Genomic DNA, 15,862 nt, shown 5'->3' with positions numbered 1-15,862 from the left:
CAGCCGAGGATCAGGTCAGATCAGACGCTGACCTTGCTCAGACGCTGACCTTGCGGAGGGAATCGATCTTCGACTCTTCGCCCGGCATGACGCGCTTCTCGCCGTCGCCGAAGGCGGTTTCGAGGACGCGCACGCCCTTGACGAGCGAGGTGAACTCGCGTGGTTCCATCGAGGCGGACTGGTCCGAGCCCCACATCGAGGAGTCGAGGGTGATGTGGCGTTCGATGGTCACGGCGCCCAGTGCCGCGGCGGCGAAGGAGATCTCGAGGCCCAGCTCGTGGCCGGAGTAGCCCACGGGCACACCGTAACGCTCACGCATTGCCGGGATTGCCTTGAGGTTGACCTCTTCGGGAGGCAGCGGGTAGGTCGAGGTGGCGTGCATGAGGACGAGCTTGTCGCGGTCGAAGACCTCGACGGCTGCATCGAGCGTTGCCCAGTCGGACATGCCAGAGGAGCACAGCACGGGCTTGCCGGTGGCGGCGATCGCACGGAGGAGCTCGAAGTCGGTCAGCGAAGCTGAGGCGACCTTGTAGGTCAGTGCGTCGAACTCGTTTTCGAGGAAGTCCACGGAGTCAGTGTCCCAGGGGGAGGCGAACCACTGCAGACCGACTTCCTTGGCGTAGCGGTCGATCTCGGCGTATTCTTCCTGGCCGAACTCGACGCGCCACTTGTAGTCGAGGTAAGTCATCTCGCCCCAAGGGGTCGAGCGCATCTTCGACTTCTGGTGTTCGGGCACAGCCACATCGGGATTGCGCTTCTGGAACTTCACGGCCTGGGCACCGGCGGTGACGGCGACATCCATGAGCTGCTTCGCGATCTCGACGTCGCCGTTGTGGTTGATGCCGATTTCGCCGATCATGTACACGGGCTGATTCGGGCCGACGAGGTGATCTCCGAAGGCCACGGGGGCGAGTTGATCAGTCATGAAACCTGCTTTCGATTGGTATGCAGACTTGCTGCGTGATTCGTGAGCAACGGCTGTTGCTGCTGGATGGATGGTCGGTGAGCATTGGTGTGGTGTGAGTCGGAGTCCAGTACGGATGTCAGGCCCCGCGACGGCAGCTGCTGCGTTGCCTGGTCAGGCACGGGGATGAGGTCGCAGACTTCGCGGACAGCTCCCTTTCCACCCGGCCGATCGAGGACCACTCGAGCCGCTGCGAGCACCTTGGGGTGGGCGTCCGCGACTGCGATGGGCCAGCCGACGACGTCGAAGGCTTCGAGGTCGTTGATGTCGTTTCCGACGTAGGCCACTCGGGTTGCGTCGAGGCCCTGTTCCTCGATCCACGACTGCAGGACCTTCGATTTATTGTCGACGCCCTGGGTTACGTCCACGTGAAGTTTTTCCGCCCTGCGGGTGACGACTGGGTTGCGTTCCTTCGACAGGATCATGACAGGCAGTCCTGATCTGACGAGGCGTGAGACTCCCATGCCGTCGCCGCGATGGACGCGGACCTGTTCGTTGCCGTCCTCGTCGACATAGGCACCGTCGTCGGTGTGGACTCCGTCGAAGTCGGTGACGAGGGCGTCGACGTCGATGACCTGCGCGGTCTCCTGCGTGGAGGCGATCGCGCGGACCAGTGACAGGTCGGACATGTCGTCGATTTCGCGGGCGTGCTCGGGTGGGACCTCTTCGATCGTGACGCGGCCGAAGAAGCGGTGCTCGTGTTCGATCAGGCCTTCGGTGCGCATGACGTAGAACGCGCCGGTCTCGTTGTAGTGCTTGGCACGGTCCTGGCGGCGGGGCCGGAAGCTGGCTTCGTGACCGACGGCGACTGCCGAATTGCCGTCATCGAGGCGCCACAGGAACGAGTGGTCCTCGACGGCGGAGAACACGACGTCGGCGTCCCCGTCTCGCACGGCGGCGATCGCGTTGTCGATCGAGGCTGAGTCGATGAACGGCGAGGTGCACTGCATGAACACGGTGGTGTCGAATTCCTCGCCGAGGTTGGCCAGCGTGTAGATCAGGGCCGATTCGCTGGTCGCGGTGTCACCGGCGATGTCAGCGGGACGGTGGCACACCTCGGCGCCGGCGCGAATCGCCTCTGCGGCAATGCCCTCATGATCGGTCGAGACGACCACGCGGTCGATGCTCGGTGTTGAATTGGCTGCGTTGATCGCGCGCGCAAGAAGCGAGACCCCGGCGACCTTCTGCAGGTTCTTCAGCGGAATTCCCTTGGAGCCGCCCCGGGCGGGAATGATCGCCACGGCCCGATGCGGCCGTGCTGCGCTCTCATTGTCAGCGGGCGCTGTGGCCACGCGATCGGTGGGCGCTGGGGGAGTCAGAGTCGATTGGTAGTTCACAATGATTCGACGCTAACGACGGCATGTGGCCCCCAGGTGAACGATCAATGTCGCACAGGCGACGCCTTCGTGGCGGGTGTGTGTCGAGGTGCCGTGGGGCCGGGTTTGTCGCCCGAGGCGGGACTGAGCGGTCAGCGCCAGGTGACGCCGGAATAGCTGGGAGCGGTCAGCGCCAGGTGACGTTCCACATGCGGTTGTTCCAGGCGTCGAACGGAATGACTTCGCCGGTGTAGACCGGCCAGAAGTAGGCGAAGGCCATGATCGCGGCCACAAGGATGAGCCCCACGGCCATCCGGCGACCGAAGAAGGACCAGGGGATTCGCGTGCCGCGACCGGCGAACACGAGGCCCCGCGGTTTGGGCGCGGAGTCGAAGAAGCCTGCAGGGTTACCCGCCGCCGTCGGGGCCGCATTCGCAGCGGTGGGGACTCGGCCCCACAGCAGCGTCAGGCAGTAGGTGTACGCGAGGACCACGAAGGGGACCATGACGATCGTGTAGAAGGTGAAGATTGTGCGTTCCTGGTAGGCGAACCAGGGCAGCCAAGTCGCGGCGAGTCCGGCCAGGATGACTCCGGCGCGAACATCTCTGCGGATGATCCAAGTGATCAGCGCGACCAGGATGGCGATGGGCGCCAGCCCCCAGATGACCGGATTGCCGAGCGAGGTGATCGCCGCTGAACAGTGCTCAACGGCGCAGCCCATGCTTCCCTGGTCAGGGGATTCGTAGTAGAAGGAGGTCGGCCGCCACTGGACGATCCACCCCCACGGATTCGACATATAGGGGTGTTCCGAGTCGAGGCCGACATGGAACGAATATGCCGTGTAGTGGTAGTGGGCCAGAGACGGCAGCCACAGCAGCCAGTCCGGCAGTGCGCTCCACCAGCCGCCGTTCTCGAACGCCCACTGCCGGTCCCAGGCATCATCGGATCGGATCCACCCGGACCACGTGACGACATAGGTCAGCAGCGCCACGGGCACGAGTTTGATGAACGCAGGAATGCTGTCGCGGATGAGCATGCCCAGCCAGGGGTGGACGGTCCCGGAGCGGTGGCGCGAATGCGCGTCCCAGGCGACGACGAGGATCCCGAATGCGGCAACGGCATAGAGCCCCGACCATTTCACTCCCATTGCCAGACCCAGGCTGATGCCTGCGGCGATGAGCCAGGGACGCACGCCGAGGCGGGGCCCGAAGTTGATCAGGTCCTTGCGTCGCGATGGGTGACGGTCGCGACCGCGGACGGGAAGTCCCGCCGAAGAGGTTGCCGACGAGTCGCCGGACGAGGCGGCTGGCGACTCGGCGGACTCAGGGGGCCGGGCGGCGGCCTCGGAGGACTCAGCGTTCGGGGCTGCCGGCGAGGCTTCGACCGACTCGGCGGGGATGCGCCGTTCTGAGGCGGGAGTCAGAGAATATGAGCGCGATCGGTCCGGGGGAGCGGCCGATGCTGTGAAACGGGCGAGGCGCTTCGTGACGAACTCTCGGTCGAGCACGATGAAGGCGAAGGCAAGGAGGACGAAGGCCATGAGGATGATGTCGAGCAGACTCGTGCGCGAATGCACGAAGTGCTCACCATCGATCGAAAGCAGGCCAGCGGCCACACAGGCGAAGAACGCGGAGCGGAAGAGCTTCCACGCGATGAAGCCCATGAGGAAGATCGTCAGGGTGCCGACGATGGCGACGGAGAACCGCCAGCCGAAGGAATCGTCGGCGCCGAAGAGGTGGATGCCGGCACCGATGATCCATTTGCCCAACGGCGGGTGGACGACATATTCAGGAGTGGACTCGATGACGCTCGGGTCACCGGCGTTGAAGGAGTCATCGGCATTCTCCGGCCAGGAGCGTTCGTAGCCGAACCTGAAGACGGAGTAGGCGTCCTTGACGTAATAGGTTTCGTCGAAGATCAGACGGTGAGGGAAGTCGAGATTGAAGAGTCGGAGTACACCACCGATAGCTGTGATGATCAGCAGGGCCGGCCACATCCAGACCGGTGCGCGAGTCGCCCACATTCCGGCGCTGAAGGTGCGCCTGCGGATGGCAGCGGCATTGGCGCGGATCGATTCGCGCCGGTCAGCACGACGTTCCCGGGCGATGAGCCTGGCGGCAGGCGAAGTCGTTGCAGTCGAGGGTGTGTCGGTTACCGAAGTCGTCGGGGATGAGGGGGAGTCGGTTTGGGAGTGTGTGGGGTCGGTGGACTCATCCGCGGGGTCAGTGGACCACCTCGGCGCCTGGGGATCTTCGGGTTGAGTCATTATCGTCAAGTTTAAGGTCCGGGGAGACGCTTCTTCCCATCTGGTCCTCAGGGTGAGTCGTTCATGTGGGCCGGGAGATCGGCGCGAGCGGCGGGTTGGGGACGTCGGTGTATTGTCGTTCGGGCCCTTGGGACGACTAGGGTAGTCATCAACAGGCGGCAAACGAATGAAACGGTGAAGAGCGTGTCATACAACCCGAACTATCGCCCGAGCGATCCACCACAGGTCGGATCCCAACAGTTCAACAATGGGTACGGCGCGTCACAGCCGCAGACGGGGTACGGCTCAGGCCAGTATCAGGGCCAGGGTCAGTATTCGAACCCGAACCAGTATTCGAACCCGAACCCGTATCAGCAGACCCAGTCCGGCCCAGCGGTCTACAGCCAGCCGGGCACGTATGGTTATAGCCAGCCGGACGCGTACGGGTACAGCCAGCCGGCGGGATACAGCCAGCCGATGACCTACGGGGCACCGATGATGGTGCGGCCAGCAGTGAACACCCTGTCGGGCTGGGCGATGTGGATGGGCATCATCGGGCTCGGCGGCGGCTTGGTCTGCAGCATCCTCTCCCTGGTCCCTGTCATCGGCATATTGTTCTCAATCGTGGCGATGTTCCTATGGATCGCCCCGATCCTCGCCGTCATCTTCGGCCACGTGTCTCGCGGCCAGATCAAGAGAACCGGCGAAGACGGCCGAGGCCAGGCCACCGCAGGGCTGGTCATGGGCTACATCGGCATCGGCTTCGCTCTGCTGATGATCGTCGTCTTCGTCGGCGTTCTGGGTCTCGGATTCCTCGCTGCCGGGATGGGCTACTGAGGGATCGTCAGGATCGTCTTCTGGAGAACCAAGTGCTGGGACACCGACTTCTGGAGAACCAAGTGCTGGGAAACCGGCTTCTGGAGGCGCAGCTCATTAGAATCCATTTTCTGCCCTGACACCGGTGGTGCAGGATTGCAACAGGTTCGCCCCCGTCGGAACTGTGCGGCTCGATAGCGTTGTAGTCAGACGCAAGGGGAGCATCCCTTCAACAGGGCTCATCCCATGAGCAGCCACAGCAACAGGAGCGAACCAGATATGTACACTCGGCAACTGTCCGCCAGCGGCAGCAAAGCAGCTTCGGGTCATTCGGCAAATGGTGGCTACTCAGGCTATTCCGCCTACTCGCAGTCAGCCGCATCCGGACCCAAGCCAGGGTTCGGACCTAATCCAGGATTCGGACCCACCCCGGGGTTCGCGGGCCCCGTCACGTACATCTACCAGCCGATCGCGCCGACCAACACGGTGGCGATCATCGCCATGGTGCTGTCACTTGCAGGGGCCATGACATCCTTTGTCCCCGCAGGCATCGCGGGGATCGTCATGGGCCATGTCGCTCGCAGACAGATACGTCAGCGGGACGAACGCGGAGACGCGATGGCGCTGACCGCACTCTGGGCAGGCTACCTCGGTGCTGGATTCTGGCTGATCTTCTGGGGTCTCTACATCGGGGTCATGGTGCTGGCAATCATGGCGGGCGTTGCTGCTGAAGAAGCGACCTACTGACTGAACTGAGACGCATCTGTAACAACCTCACCTTTTGTCCCAGAGAACGACTCGGTACCGTTGTAGGCATACGCAAGGAGATCGCGCCATGAGCAGTCAGAACAACTGGAACAATCCAGACATGTATTACCAACAGCCGCAGTCGGGCCCCGCAACGGGCAGCGGCTACAACAATGCGAATGCCAACTACGGCGCTGCAAGCTATCACCCCAACGCCGCATATAACCCCAACGCCCAGTACACCGGTGGGGCACCAGGGGCGACCTACGCCTATCAGCCGCTTCCTCCTACGAACACTCTGGCGATCATTGCCCTCGTCGCCTCGATCTTCGGAGTGATGAGCAGCATCTTCCTCGCGGGCATCGCCGGAATCATCATGGGCCATATCGCCCGGAAGCAGATTCGGCAGTCAGGTGAACGCGGAGACGGTATGGCCGTAGCCGCGCTGTGGGTCGGCTACGTCGGCACCGCATTGTGGGTGCTGTTCTGGGTCGGCTACGTCGGAATCATGGTTCTCGTCTTCGGGGCCGCTATGATCGGTGCGGGGTCGGCCGGTTGATGTCCGGAAGACCGGACGCCGACGCCACTCATGACCACGCCGCCGAGGATCACAACGCCACCGACGATCACGCCGCCGCCGGTGACCACGCCGCCGCCGACGATCACGCCGCCGATGATGCAGACTCATCCCTGGTTGTGCAGGACGACGCGGACGAGGTGCAGGTTGAGTTCGACCCAACGGGTCCTGACCCAGCCTCAGCCTCAGCCGGCGGCAAACTCGTCCTAGTCGGGACTCCTATCGGCAACCTCGGCGATGCGAGCGAGCGCATGCAACGCGCCATCGCCGGCGCCGATGTCATCGCAGCCGAGGACACTCGCCGTTTTCTGTCGCTGACGCAGCGTCTGGAACTCACGCACACCAAACGTGTCATCAGTGTCTTCGACCACAACGAACAATCTCGCGCGCCCGAGCTGGTCGAGCTCATCCGCTCCGGCCAGACCGTCGTCCTGCTCAGCGACGCTGGTATGCCGGCCGTTTCAGATCCCGGGTACCGCGTCGTCAAGGCATGCGCGGAGGCCGGACTTCCTATCACTTCCACACCCGGACCGTCGGCCGTGCTCATGGCGCTGGCAGTATCCGGGCTGCCCAGCGACCGATTCAGCTTCGAAGGCTTCCTGCCGCGCAAATCCGGGGCACGCAAGAACCTCCTCGAGGAGCTGCGCGGTGAGAAGCGGACCATGGTGTTCTTCGAAAGCCCCCACCGTATCGCCGACACGATGGGTGACTTCCTCACGGTCATCGGGCCAGATCGACCGATGAGCATCAGCCGCGAACTGACGAAGACCTACGAGGAGACCCTGCGCGGCACCGTGTCCTCGCTGCGCGAACTTGCAGCCGACGGACTGCGCGGGGAATTGACCCTCGTACTCGCCGGAGCAACCGCGGTCGAGACGGCACCAGAGGACCACCTCGACGCCGTCGGTGAACTCGTGGAGTCAGGAGTGCGCGCGAAAGATGCCGCGGGGCAGGTCGCGAAGCAGTTCGGACTGTCCAAACGTGAGATCTACGAGGCCTGGCTGCACCGGGAGTGAGGCCCGAGGGCCCTCCGAGTTGCGCGTATGAGGGTGTGGATAGATCCGAGCACCGTGTTCCACAGTCGAAGTCAGATTGAGTTGGTTGCAACCAACTCAATCTGACTTCGACTGTGTATGTGCTGGCACGGCTCTCTGGAAACAGCGCGGCCGAGCCAGCAGGCTGTCCGTGCAGCTGCTCAGATGGGGATCAGCCACTTACGTGCGAAGCCCTGTGAAGGAACGAATGACCTCGGCGTAAGTGTCCGGTGGACGAATGCAGCTCGTGCACAGGGCTCGTTTTCGGACTGGTGAATGTGGGTTCCGTCAGCCGACTATGGCGTGATGTACAACATTGTCTATTTTCGTGATCTCAGAGCCGCAGGTGCGACGACGACGCTCATCCGTTCGTCACTGGGCTGCTGTCTGCTCAAATTATGCCGAGGAGTGTACTCGGTGGTCCGGCGGTGTGGCGTTCCTGCCCACAGCGTCTTCCTGATCTTCGCAGAGAATGACGAGTGGATTCGTTATCACGAAGAAGGCACATACCTGGAGCGCACGCAGAGACCCAGATACCTCGAACACCTCGATCGCCTACGGGTCCTCACATATCCGTCGTATCGAGATGGTGATGTGGTCTGGGGCGTATCGGCTGCGCGACTTCATAAACTCGGGATGTTCGGGATCGACTCTCATCCGATATCTGTGATCAATCCACGGGCCGGTTCGAGAAGCGGTGAGCTCGTTCGCCTTCAACGTCGGATCGTAGCTGGGGATGTAGAGATCCTGGACGGGGTTGCTGTGACGAACCGGGCCAGAACTGCACTCGATCTCATTGGTGTCCTCGGTCCGGCAGGGGGATTCGCTGCTATGGAGCAGGTGCTCCGCGCCTCGATGCTAGGCGACGACGAAGAAGCAATCTTTCGAAGAGGTTACCCGCCTGACCTCATGTACCACCTGCCCGAGAAAGTCTCCGAGCTGTTCGGTCCGGCGAGAGCTCGAATGGCCGCCGGGCGGAAGCGCGCACTGACTCTGTGCGGGTTGGTCTCGCCGCTGTCAGAAAGCTACGCGGAGAGTCGTGCTTCGTTGAATCTGCACCTGCTAGGGCTACACGATTTCATTCAGCAATTCGACGTCAAGGAGGGGTACCGAACCTTGACTCGACTGGACTTCCTCTTCAGAACTGCCAAGGTCGCACTGTATGTGGACGGGACCCAGAAATACGTCGGTGCCGGATTCGACCGGATGAATAAGGAGAGCCACCAGCACAACCGTCTGCTGTCCATGGGATACACAGTGGTCCGCTTCAAATTCAACGAGGTTCTCGACGTGGCGACCTTTTCACGGAAACTGTTTGCCCAAGCACCACAGCTGAAGAAGAGTTGTCAGAAGAAGACGGCTCTCTGAGGTCGTTGCAGGTGCAGGAGAGGCGTCGGGTGTGGGACTCCCCAGTCGAAGCCAGGCTGAGTTGGTTGCAACCAACTCAACCTGACTTCGACTGGAGAACGGCACCTACTCCGCCCAGCCCGCGGCCCCTACTCCGCCCACCCCGCGGCTGCACCCCGCGGCTGCGCACCACCTCGCGGCTGCGCACCACCCCGCGGCTGCACCGCGCGGCTGCGCACCGCCTCTGCGCCCCAGCGCACCCACCCGTGCACGCTCGGGGGTCGACTCCCGAGGACCCTTGCGCGCCTGCGCGCTGGCGTCCCTTAGACTGAGTGACCTATGGGTTATTACTTGACGACAGCTATCGCTTACCCCAATGGGGCCATCCACATCGGGCACGCATATGAGTACATTGCGGCCGATACGATCGCGCGCTTCAAGCGCCTCGACAACCACGATGTGTTCTTCAGCACCGGTACCGATGAGCATGGGCTGAAGATGCTGCAGGCGGCGAACAAGCTCGGGATCACGCCCAAGGAGCTCGCCGACGACAACGCGAAGAACTTCCGCGACACACAGCTCGCGCTGGGTTCGACGTTCGACCGGTTCATCCGCACCACCGACGAGGACCACTACGAGTCGTGCAAGGCGATCTGGCGCAAGCTCGAAGAAGCTGGCGACATCTATCTCGACACCTACTCCGGCTGGTACTCGATCCGCGACGAGGCCTACTACACACAGGACGAGACCGAGGTCGTCGACGGTGTTCGCCTGTCCACGGAGACCCGCACCGAGGTCACCTGGACAGAAGAGGAGTCCTACTTCTTCCGTCTGTCCAAGTACCAGGACAAGCTGCTCGAGCTGTACAAAGAGCACCCGGAGTTCATCGGCCCCGATTCGCGCCGCAATGAGGTCGCCTCCTTCGTCGCCTCGGGTCTGAAGGACCTCTCCGTCTCGCGCACGACATTCGACTGGGGTGTGCCCGTGCCAGGCAACGAGAAGCACGTGATGTACGTGTGGATCGACGCGCTGACGAACTACATCACGTCCGCCGGATACCCGAACGACGAGGAGTCGTTCAAGAAGTGGTGGCCCGCCGATGTCCACATCATCGGCAAGGACATCATCCGCTTCCACAGCGTCTACTGGCCCGCGTTCCTCATGAGCGCCGGCATCGAGCTGCCGGGGCGCGTCCACGCCCACGGGTTCCTCTTCAACGCCGGTGAGAAGATGTCGAAGTCCGTCGGAAACGTCGTCGACCCCATCGATCTCGTCGACGCATTCGGCCTCGACACCCTGCGCTTCTTCCTCTTCCGCGAGTTCTCCTACGGCAACGATGGGTCCTACACGAAGGACTCGATCATCACCCGCAAGAACTCCGACCTCGCCAACGAGTACGGCAACCTCGCCCAGCGCTCGCTGTCGATGATCGCGAAGAACTGCGAGGCACAGGTTCCCCGTCCCGGTGAGCTCACCGAAGATGACGAGAAGCTGTTGGCGCTGGCCCGCGCGGTCCCCGAAACCGCCCGCCGCCACGTCGACACACAGGCCCTCCATCTCTACGTCGAGGCCTGCTGGAAGGTGCTCTCCGAAGCCAACCGCTACTTCTCCGCCCAGGAACCCTGGAAGCTGAAGAAGACAGATGCCGATCGCATGGCCACCGTGCTGTGGGTGACGATCGAGGTCGTGCGCATCATCTCGATCCTCATCCAGCCGGTCATGCCCGATTCCGCCGGCAAGATCCTCGACCTCCTCGGCGTGCCCGAGGGCATCGGTGAAGCCGGTGCGAAGGTGCTGCCGACTGCGACTGACAGTGATGCCGGCGCCGAGGTGGATCCTCGTTCATTCGCTGCGATCGACTTCCCGCTGGAGCCGGGCATTCCACTGCCGAAGCCGGTCCCGGTGTTCCCCAAGTTCGTGGAGGAGACCGAATAATGGCCTCTCGCGCCGCCGGAACCTATCCTCCGGTGCCTGAGCCGCTGGCCCACCCCGTCGTCGATACCCATACGCATCTCGATATCTGCACGGGTGTGCGACTGCCCTTGGGCGCTGGCGAACCCGAGCCCGAGGTCCGGCCCGACGAGGACGAAGAGTTCCCGAGCCTCGACTTCTTCTTCGACACCGCCCAATCTGCTGGAGTCCAGCGCATCGTGCAGATCGGCTGTGACCTGCCGGCCGCACGGTGGACGACCGAGCTGGTCACGCAGCAGTCACAGCAGGGCCGCTCGTGGATGCTCGGTGGTGTGGCTTTGCACCCGAATGAGGCGCCGAGGCTGGCCGAACGAGGTATGCTCGACGACGCCCTCACAGAGATCGAGTCGCTCGTGGCCTCCGATGACCGTATGCGTGTGGTGGGGGAGACGGGCCTCGACTACTTCCGCACCGGTGAAGAAGGTGTCGCCGAGCAGCAGCGCTCCTTCCGTGCCCACATCGAGATCGCCAAACGCACGGGCAAGGCCCTGCAGATCCACGACCGTGAGGCCCACGCCGACGTGCTGCGCATCCTCCGTGAGGAAGGTGCCCCCGAGGTCACGATCTTCCACTGCTATTCCGGTGACGAGGCGATGGCCCGCGAGTGCGCAGACGCCGGGTACTACATGTCCTTTGCCGGCAACCTCACGTTCAAGAACGCCGATGAGCTCCGACGTGCCGCGGCTGCGGCTCCGCTGGATCGACTGCTGACCGAGACCGACGCTCCGTTCCTCACCCCGCACCCGCACCGCGGCAAGCCGGGCGGTCCGTATCTGGCCGCGGTGACGGCACGCAAGCTCGCCGAGGTGCGCGGGATGAGCGAAGAGGACCTCTGTGCCGCAGTGTGGAAGAACGCGGAGACCGCGCTGGGAGGCTGGGACTGAACGACGAACTCGATGAGGCGGTGACTCAACGACAGCCTCGGCGGGGGTGGGGTTGACGCTCGATCAGCCACCTCGGCGGGCAAATGTCACGATTGTGACCAAGCCCGGAAACACGGGGAAGTCCTGGTCAGAGCGCCAGCTCAGGCACCCTCTCTGTTACATGTTCGTAATGTTTTGCGTATCTTGTAACGAATCGGTTACAGTGGATGAGTTGATGACCTCTGCCTCAGGGATATTTTTGTGATTGATTTTCTCAAGAACCGCAAAGTGCAAATTGCTGCACAGGCGGTCGTGATTACCGGACTCGTGGGTGGCACGGGCGCCGTGGTCACCATGAACAAGCCAGTGACATTGGATGTCAATGGTCAGTCCGAGGAAGTCCGGACCTTCGGTGGAACCGTGGGGGACGTCCTCGACAGCCGCGACCTCGACATCCAGAAGAACGACCAGATCAAGCCGGGCGTAGACAAGAAGATCTCGCGGGATATGACGATCACCGTCAACACCGCGAAGGAAATCTCACTGTCCGTCGACGGCAAGAAGAGCGATGAGACGACGCATGCGAACACCGTCGGTCAGGCATTGGCCGACCTCGGTGTGGACGCGAAGAACGCGGATCTCAACACCAAGCCGAATCAGAAACTCAAAGATGAAGGCAACGACATCGATGTGACGACCGCCAAGGATCTCACAATCGTTGCCGATGGTAAGGACCACAAGGTCTCGGCCGCAGCAGAGACCGCCAAGGAAGCCCTCGCTGAGACCAAGCTGAAGCTCGACAAGGACGACTTCATGTCTGTGCCTCTCAGCTCCAAGGTCTCCGACGGCCAGGTCCTCACTCTGAACCGCGTGAAGAACGACACGGTCAAGGAGAAGGAGGCCATCGAGCCTAAGACTGAGACCAAGAAGTCGGACTCCCTCTTCGAAGGCGAGACCAAGGTCGAAGACGAAGGCAAGGTGGGCCAGAAGCAGGTCTCCTACAAGGTCAAGACCGTCAACGGCGAAGAGGTGAAGAAGGAGAAGAAGGGCGAGAAGGTCCTCTCCAAGCCTGAAGCCAAGGTCGTCATCGAGGGCACCAAGAAGAAGGAAGCCCCTGCTGAAGAGCCAGACGACTCCGACGGTTCGGACGCCGGAACAGGTGACGGCTCTGACAGTGGTTCGGGAGGCTCCGACGACGGTGACAAGAGCACCGGCGGCGGCTCCGGTGGTGGCGACATGAGCACCCAGGAGATCAAGGACATGCTCGGCGGACCGGGATCCAAGTGGTACCAGGTTGCTGAGTGCGAGTCGCAGTTCAACCCGCGCGCAGTGAACAAGTCGAACAACGCCCACTTCGGCCTGTTCCAGTTCAAGCAAGCTACATGGGAGGCCATGGGCGGCAGCGGCAACCCGATCGATGCCAGCCCACAGGAGCAGTTCGATCGTGCCAAGAAGCTGCAGGCTGAAGCCGGCTGGGGACAGTGGGCCTGCGCCTGATCCAGAGCGCAAGCGCTGGCCTGAAGTGCCACCGCTGACCTGAAGCGATCAAGTCACAGGCGGCAGCCAAAAGTACGGACCCGGGAGACCACCTCCCGGGTCCGTACTTGCATTCACGAGAGGGCCATCTTGCACGGGAAAGTGGTCCAGCTTTAACGTCGCCGGGCCGTCTTCGAGCACCTTTCTCGGAGTTTCGCCCAGAGCGTGGACAATCCTTGGCACTCGAGTTGACCGAGTGCTAAGAGCGTTCTAAAGTCGAATTAGCACTAGCACTCATTGAGTGCCAGTTTTATGAGACGGTCGATCCGCTCGGCACCCGCGACGACGAGTGGATCATGGCATACGCCGCCGTCTGACTCAAAGAAGAATTGAACCCCAGCGAAGGGAGAGGGCCCGATATGTCGGTCTCCATCAAGCCACTCGAAGATCGGATTGTCATCCGTCAGGTCGAAGCAGAGCAGACTACCGCCAGTGGTCTGGTCATTCCCGAAACCGCCAAGGAAAAGCCTCAGGAAGGCGAAGTTGTCGCAGTGGGCCCAGGCCGCGTTGCTGACAACGGAAACCGCGTCCCAGTTGACGTGGCCATCGGCGACAAGGTCATCTACTCCAAGTTCGGCGGCACCGAAGTCAAGTACGCAGGAGAAGAGTTCCTCGTGCTCTCGGCTCGTGACGTGCTCGCCGTCATCGGCTGAATCCCCTGAACAACTACTTCACTGACAGGAGGACGAATGCCTAAGAATCTGGAATTCAACGACGAGGCCCGTCGTGCACTCGAAAAGGGTGTGAACATCCTCGCGGACACCGTCAAGGTGACGCTGGGACCCAAGGGCCGCAACGTTGTTCTCGACAAGAAGTGGGGCGCACCCACGATCACCAACGATGGTGTGACCATCGCTCGTGAGGTCGAGGTCGACGACCCATACGAAAACCTCGGCGCTCAGCTGGCCAAGGAAGTTGCCACCAAGACCAACGACATCGCCGGTGACGGAACCACCACCGCGACTGTCCTGGCACAGGCCTTCGTCAACGAAGGTCTGCGCAACGTTGCCGCCGGCGCCGCACCAGGTGCCCTCAAGCGCGGAATCGAAGCCGCCGTCGAGGCTGTCTCCACCGAACTCGGAACCATCGCTCGCGATGTCGCCGACTCCTCGGAGATCGCACACGTCGCCGGTCTGTCCGCTCAGTCCGAAGAGATCGGCAAGCTCATTGCCGATGCCTTCGACAAGGTGGGCAAGGACGGCGTCATCACGATCGACGAGTCCCAGGCTGCATCTGTGGAACTCGAGATCACCGAGGGAATGCAGTTCGACAAGGGATACCTCTCGCCGCACTTCGTGACCGACGCTGATCGCCAGGAAGCTGTGCTCTCCGACGCGCTCATCCTCATCAACCAGGGCAAGATCTCCAACATCCAGGAGCTCCTCCCCGTGCTGGAGAAGGTGCAGCAGGCCGGAAAGCCTCTGTTCATCGTGGCCGAGGACATCGAAGGCGAAGCTCTGTCGACGCTGGTCGTCAACAAGCTGCGCGGCATCATCAACGTTGCCGCCGTCAAGGCTCCCGGATTCGGTGACCGCCGCAAGGCGATCCTCGAGGACCTCGCAGTCCTCACCGGTGGCCAGGTCGTCACCGCTGATATGGGCATGAAGCTCGACCAGGTCACTCTGGAAGAGCTCGGCAACGCCCGCACCATCACCGTCACCAAGGACAACACCACCATCATCGATGGTGCTGGCTCCGACGAGGACGTCAACGGTCGGGTCGCCCAGATCCGCAGCGAGGTCGAGAACACCGACTCCGATTGGGACCGCGAGAAGCTGCAGGAGCGCTTGGCTAAGCTCTCCGGCGGTGTCGCAGTCATCAAGGTCGGCGCCGCCACCGAGGTGGAGCTCAAGGAACGCAAGCACCGCGTCGAAGACGCTGTGTCGGCTACTCGTGCAGCCATCGAAGAGGGCGTCGTCGTCGGCGGTGGATCGGCTCTGATCCACGCATCCAAGGTTCTGGCCGGAAACGACCTGGGCCTGACCGGCGATGCAGCCACTGGTGCTGACATCGTCAAGCGCGGCGTCGTCCAGCCTCTGCGCTGGATCGCTGAGAATGCCGGCCAGGACGGCTACGTCGTCGTGTCCAAGGTCGAGGAGCTCGCTTCCGGCCAGGGATACAACGCCGCCACCGATTCCTACGGCGACCTCATCGGCGCCGGAATCATCGACCCGGTCAAGGTCACCCGCTCGGCACTGCGCAACGCCGCTTCGATCGCCGCACTGGTTCTCACAACTGAGACACTGGTCGTCGAGAAGAAGGAAGAAGAAGAGGACTGAGTCCCCATCTGATTCGCATCGGCGCGCAGCGACTGCGCTGAACTGATACACGTGTGGCCCGGAACACTGTTCCGGGCCACACGTGTATTCACGATCAGCTGGTGAGCCGGCCGGCAAGCTGGTCGACATCCAAGCTCACACACTACGCGAATTGCACAGGCGGCTCA

At 62.4% G+C, this 15,862-nt stretch carries 13 protein-coding genes; 10 read left to right on the top strand and 3 right to left on the bottom strand.

Annotated features, from left to right (window positions below; translation table 11 throughout):
• Window positions 1-37: 37 nt before the first annotated feature.
• The 3 genes from FO013_RS19800 to FO013_RS23020 form a co-directional block, all read right to left on the bottom strand.
• On the bottom strand, window positions 38-925 hold the full coding sequence (locus tag FO013_RS19800) for an N-acetylneuraminate synthase family protein (RefSeq protein WP_143924283.1): 888 nt from the start codon (window positions 923-925) through the stop codon (window positions 38-40).
• A complete protein-coding gene (locus FO013_RS19795; RefSeq protein ID WP_143924282.1) occupies window positions 922-2,301 on the bottom strand; it encodes an acylneuraminate cytidylyltransferase in 1,380 nt (459 codons plus the stop codon). The genes FO013_RS19800 and FO013_RS19795 overlap by 4 nt, the downstream gene beginning before the upstream one ends.
• A gap of 166 nt (window positions 2,302-2,467) precedes the next feature.
• The gene (locus FO013_RS23020) at window positions 2,468-4,546 is read right to left on the bottom strand and encodes a dolichyl-phosphate-mannose--protein mannosyltransferase (RefSeq protein ID WP_260848290.1); all 2,079 of its coding nucleotides are present in this window, start codon (window positions 4,544-4,546) and stop codon (window positions 2,468-2,470) included.
• 183 nt (window positions 4,547-4,729) lie between these two features.
• Here FO013_RS23020 and FO013_RS19780 point away from each other — a divergent pair, with 183 nt between their 5' ends.
• From FO013_RS19780 to groL, 10 genes are all read left to right on the top strand, one after another.
• Complete coding sequence (locus FO013_RS19780) at window positions 4,730-5,362, top strand: DUF4190 domain-containing protein (protein WP_260848289.1); 633 nt, start codon at window positions 4,730-4,732, stop codon at window positions 5,360-5,362.
• 258 nt (window positions 5,363-5,620) lie between these two features.
• Window positions 5,621-6,088: a DUF4190 domain-containing protein gene (locus FO013_RS19775; protein ID WP_260848288.1), complete on the top strand. Its 468-nt coding sequence runs from the start codon at window positions 5,621-5,623 to the stop codon at window positions 6,086-6,088.
• 88 nt (window positions 6,089-6,176) lie between these two features.
• Window positions 6,177-6,647, top strand: coding sequence for a DUF4190 domain-containing protein (locus tag FO013_RS19770; protein WP_143924279.1), 471 nt, complete (start codon window positions 6,177-6,179; stop codon window positions 6,645-6,647).
• Complete coding sequence (gene rsmI, locus FO013_RS19765) at window positions 6,647-7,681, top strand: 16S rRNA (cytidine(1402)-2'-O)-methyltransferase (protein ID WP_260848287.1); 1,035 nt, start codon at window positions 6,647-6,649, stop codon at window positions 7,679-7,681. The genes FO013_RS19770 and rsmI overlap by 1 nt, the downstream gene beginning before the upstream one ends.
• A gap of 1,134 nt (window positions 7,682-8,815) precedes the next feature.
• Window positions 8,816-9,067, top strand: coding sequence for a DUF559 domain-containing protein (locus FO013_RS19760; RefSeq protein WP_143924278.1), 252 nt, complete (start codon window positions 8,816-8,818; stop codon window positions 9,065-9,067).
• A 318-nt stretch (window positions 9,068-9,385) separates the two neighbouring features.
• Complete coding sequence (gene metG / locus FO013_RS19755; RefSeq protein ID WP_143924277.1) at window positions 9,386-10,981, top strand: methionine--tRNA ligase; 1,596 nt, start codon at window positions 9,386-9,388, stop codon at window positions 10,979-10,981.
• Window positions 10,981-11,901, top strand: coding sequence for a TatD family hydrolase (locus FO013_RS19750; RefSeq protein ID WP_143924276.1), 921 nt, complete (start codon window positions 10,981-10,983; stop codon window positions 11,899-11,901). The genes metG and FO013_RS19750 overlap by 1 nt, the downstream gene beginning before the upstream one ends.
• A 240-nt stretch (window positions 11,902-12,141) precedes the next feature.
• Window positions 12,142-13,377: a resuscitation-promoting factor gene (locus FO013_RS19745; RefSeq protein WP_143924275.1), complete on the top strand. Its 1,236-nt coding sequence runs from the start codon at window positions 12,142-12,144 to the stop codon at window positions 13,375-13,377.
• Window positions 13,378-13,775: 398 nt separating this feature from the next.
• Window positions 13,776-14,069, top strand: a complete 294-nt coding sequence (groES, locus tag FO013_RS19740; RefSeq protein WP_009883265.1) for a co-chaperone GroES — start codon at window positions 13,776-13,778, stop codon at window positions 14,067-14,069.
• Window positions 14,070-14,105: 36 nt separating this feature from the next.
• Entirely contained in the window at window positions 14,106-15,695 is a 1,590-nt protein-coding gene (groL, locus tag FO013_RS19735) for a chaperonin GroEL (RefSeq protein WP_143924274.1), read from the top strand.
• The last annotated feature ends 167 nt before the right edge of the window (window positions 15,696-15,862 follow it).

The sequence above is a fragment of the Brevibacterium aurantiacum genome (assembly GCF_007558825.1).
In the GTDB taxonomy this organism is placed as follows: domain Bacteria; phylum Actinomycetota; class Actinomycetes; order Actinomycetales; family Brevibacteriaceae; genus Brevibacterium; species Brevibacterium aurantiacum_A.
The sequence above is the reverse complement of the archived record's forward strand: the minus strand, read 5'-3'. Positions and strand labels throughout refer to the sequence as shown.

Excerpts from the sequence above, each read along its gene's own strand:
- FO013_RS19800 (WP_143924283.1), bottom strand. The coding sequence starts at position 925 with ATGACTGATCAACTCGCCCCCGTGGCCTTCGGAGATCACCTCGTCGGC.
- FO013_RS23020 (WP_260848290.1), bottom strand. The coding sequence starts at position 4,546 with ATGACTCAACCCGAAGATCCCCAGGCGCCGAGGTGGTCCACTGACCCC.
- FO013_RS19775 (WP_260848288.1), top strand. The coding sequence starts at position 5,621 with ATGTACACTCGGCAACTGTCCGCCAGCGGCAGCAAAGCAGCTTCGGGT.
- FO013_RS19770 (WP_143924279.1), top strand. The coding sequence starts at position 6,177 with ATGAGCAGTCAGAACAACTGGAACAATCCAGACATGTATTACCAACAG.
- rsmI (WP_260848287.1), top strand. The coding sequence starts at position 6,647 with ATGTCCGGAAGACCGGACGCCGACGCCACTCATGACCACGCCGCCGAG.
- metG (WP_143924277.1), top strand. The coding sequence starts at position 9,386 with ATGGGTTATTACTTGACGACAGCTATCGCTTACCCCAATGGGGCCATC.
- FO013_RS19750 (WP_143924276.1), top strand. The coding sequence starts at position 10,981 with ATGGCCTCTCGCGCCGCCGGAACCTATCCTCCGGTGCCTGAGCCGCTG.
- groES (WP_009883265.1), top strand. The coding sequence starts at position 13,776 with ATGTCGGTCTCCATCAAGCCACTCGAAGATCGGATTGTCATCCGTCAG.
- groL (WP_143924274.1), top strand. The coding sequence starts at position 14,106 with ATGCCTAAGAATCTGGAATTCAACGACGAGGCCCGTCGTGCACTCGAA.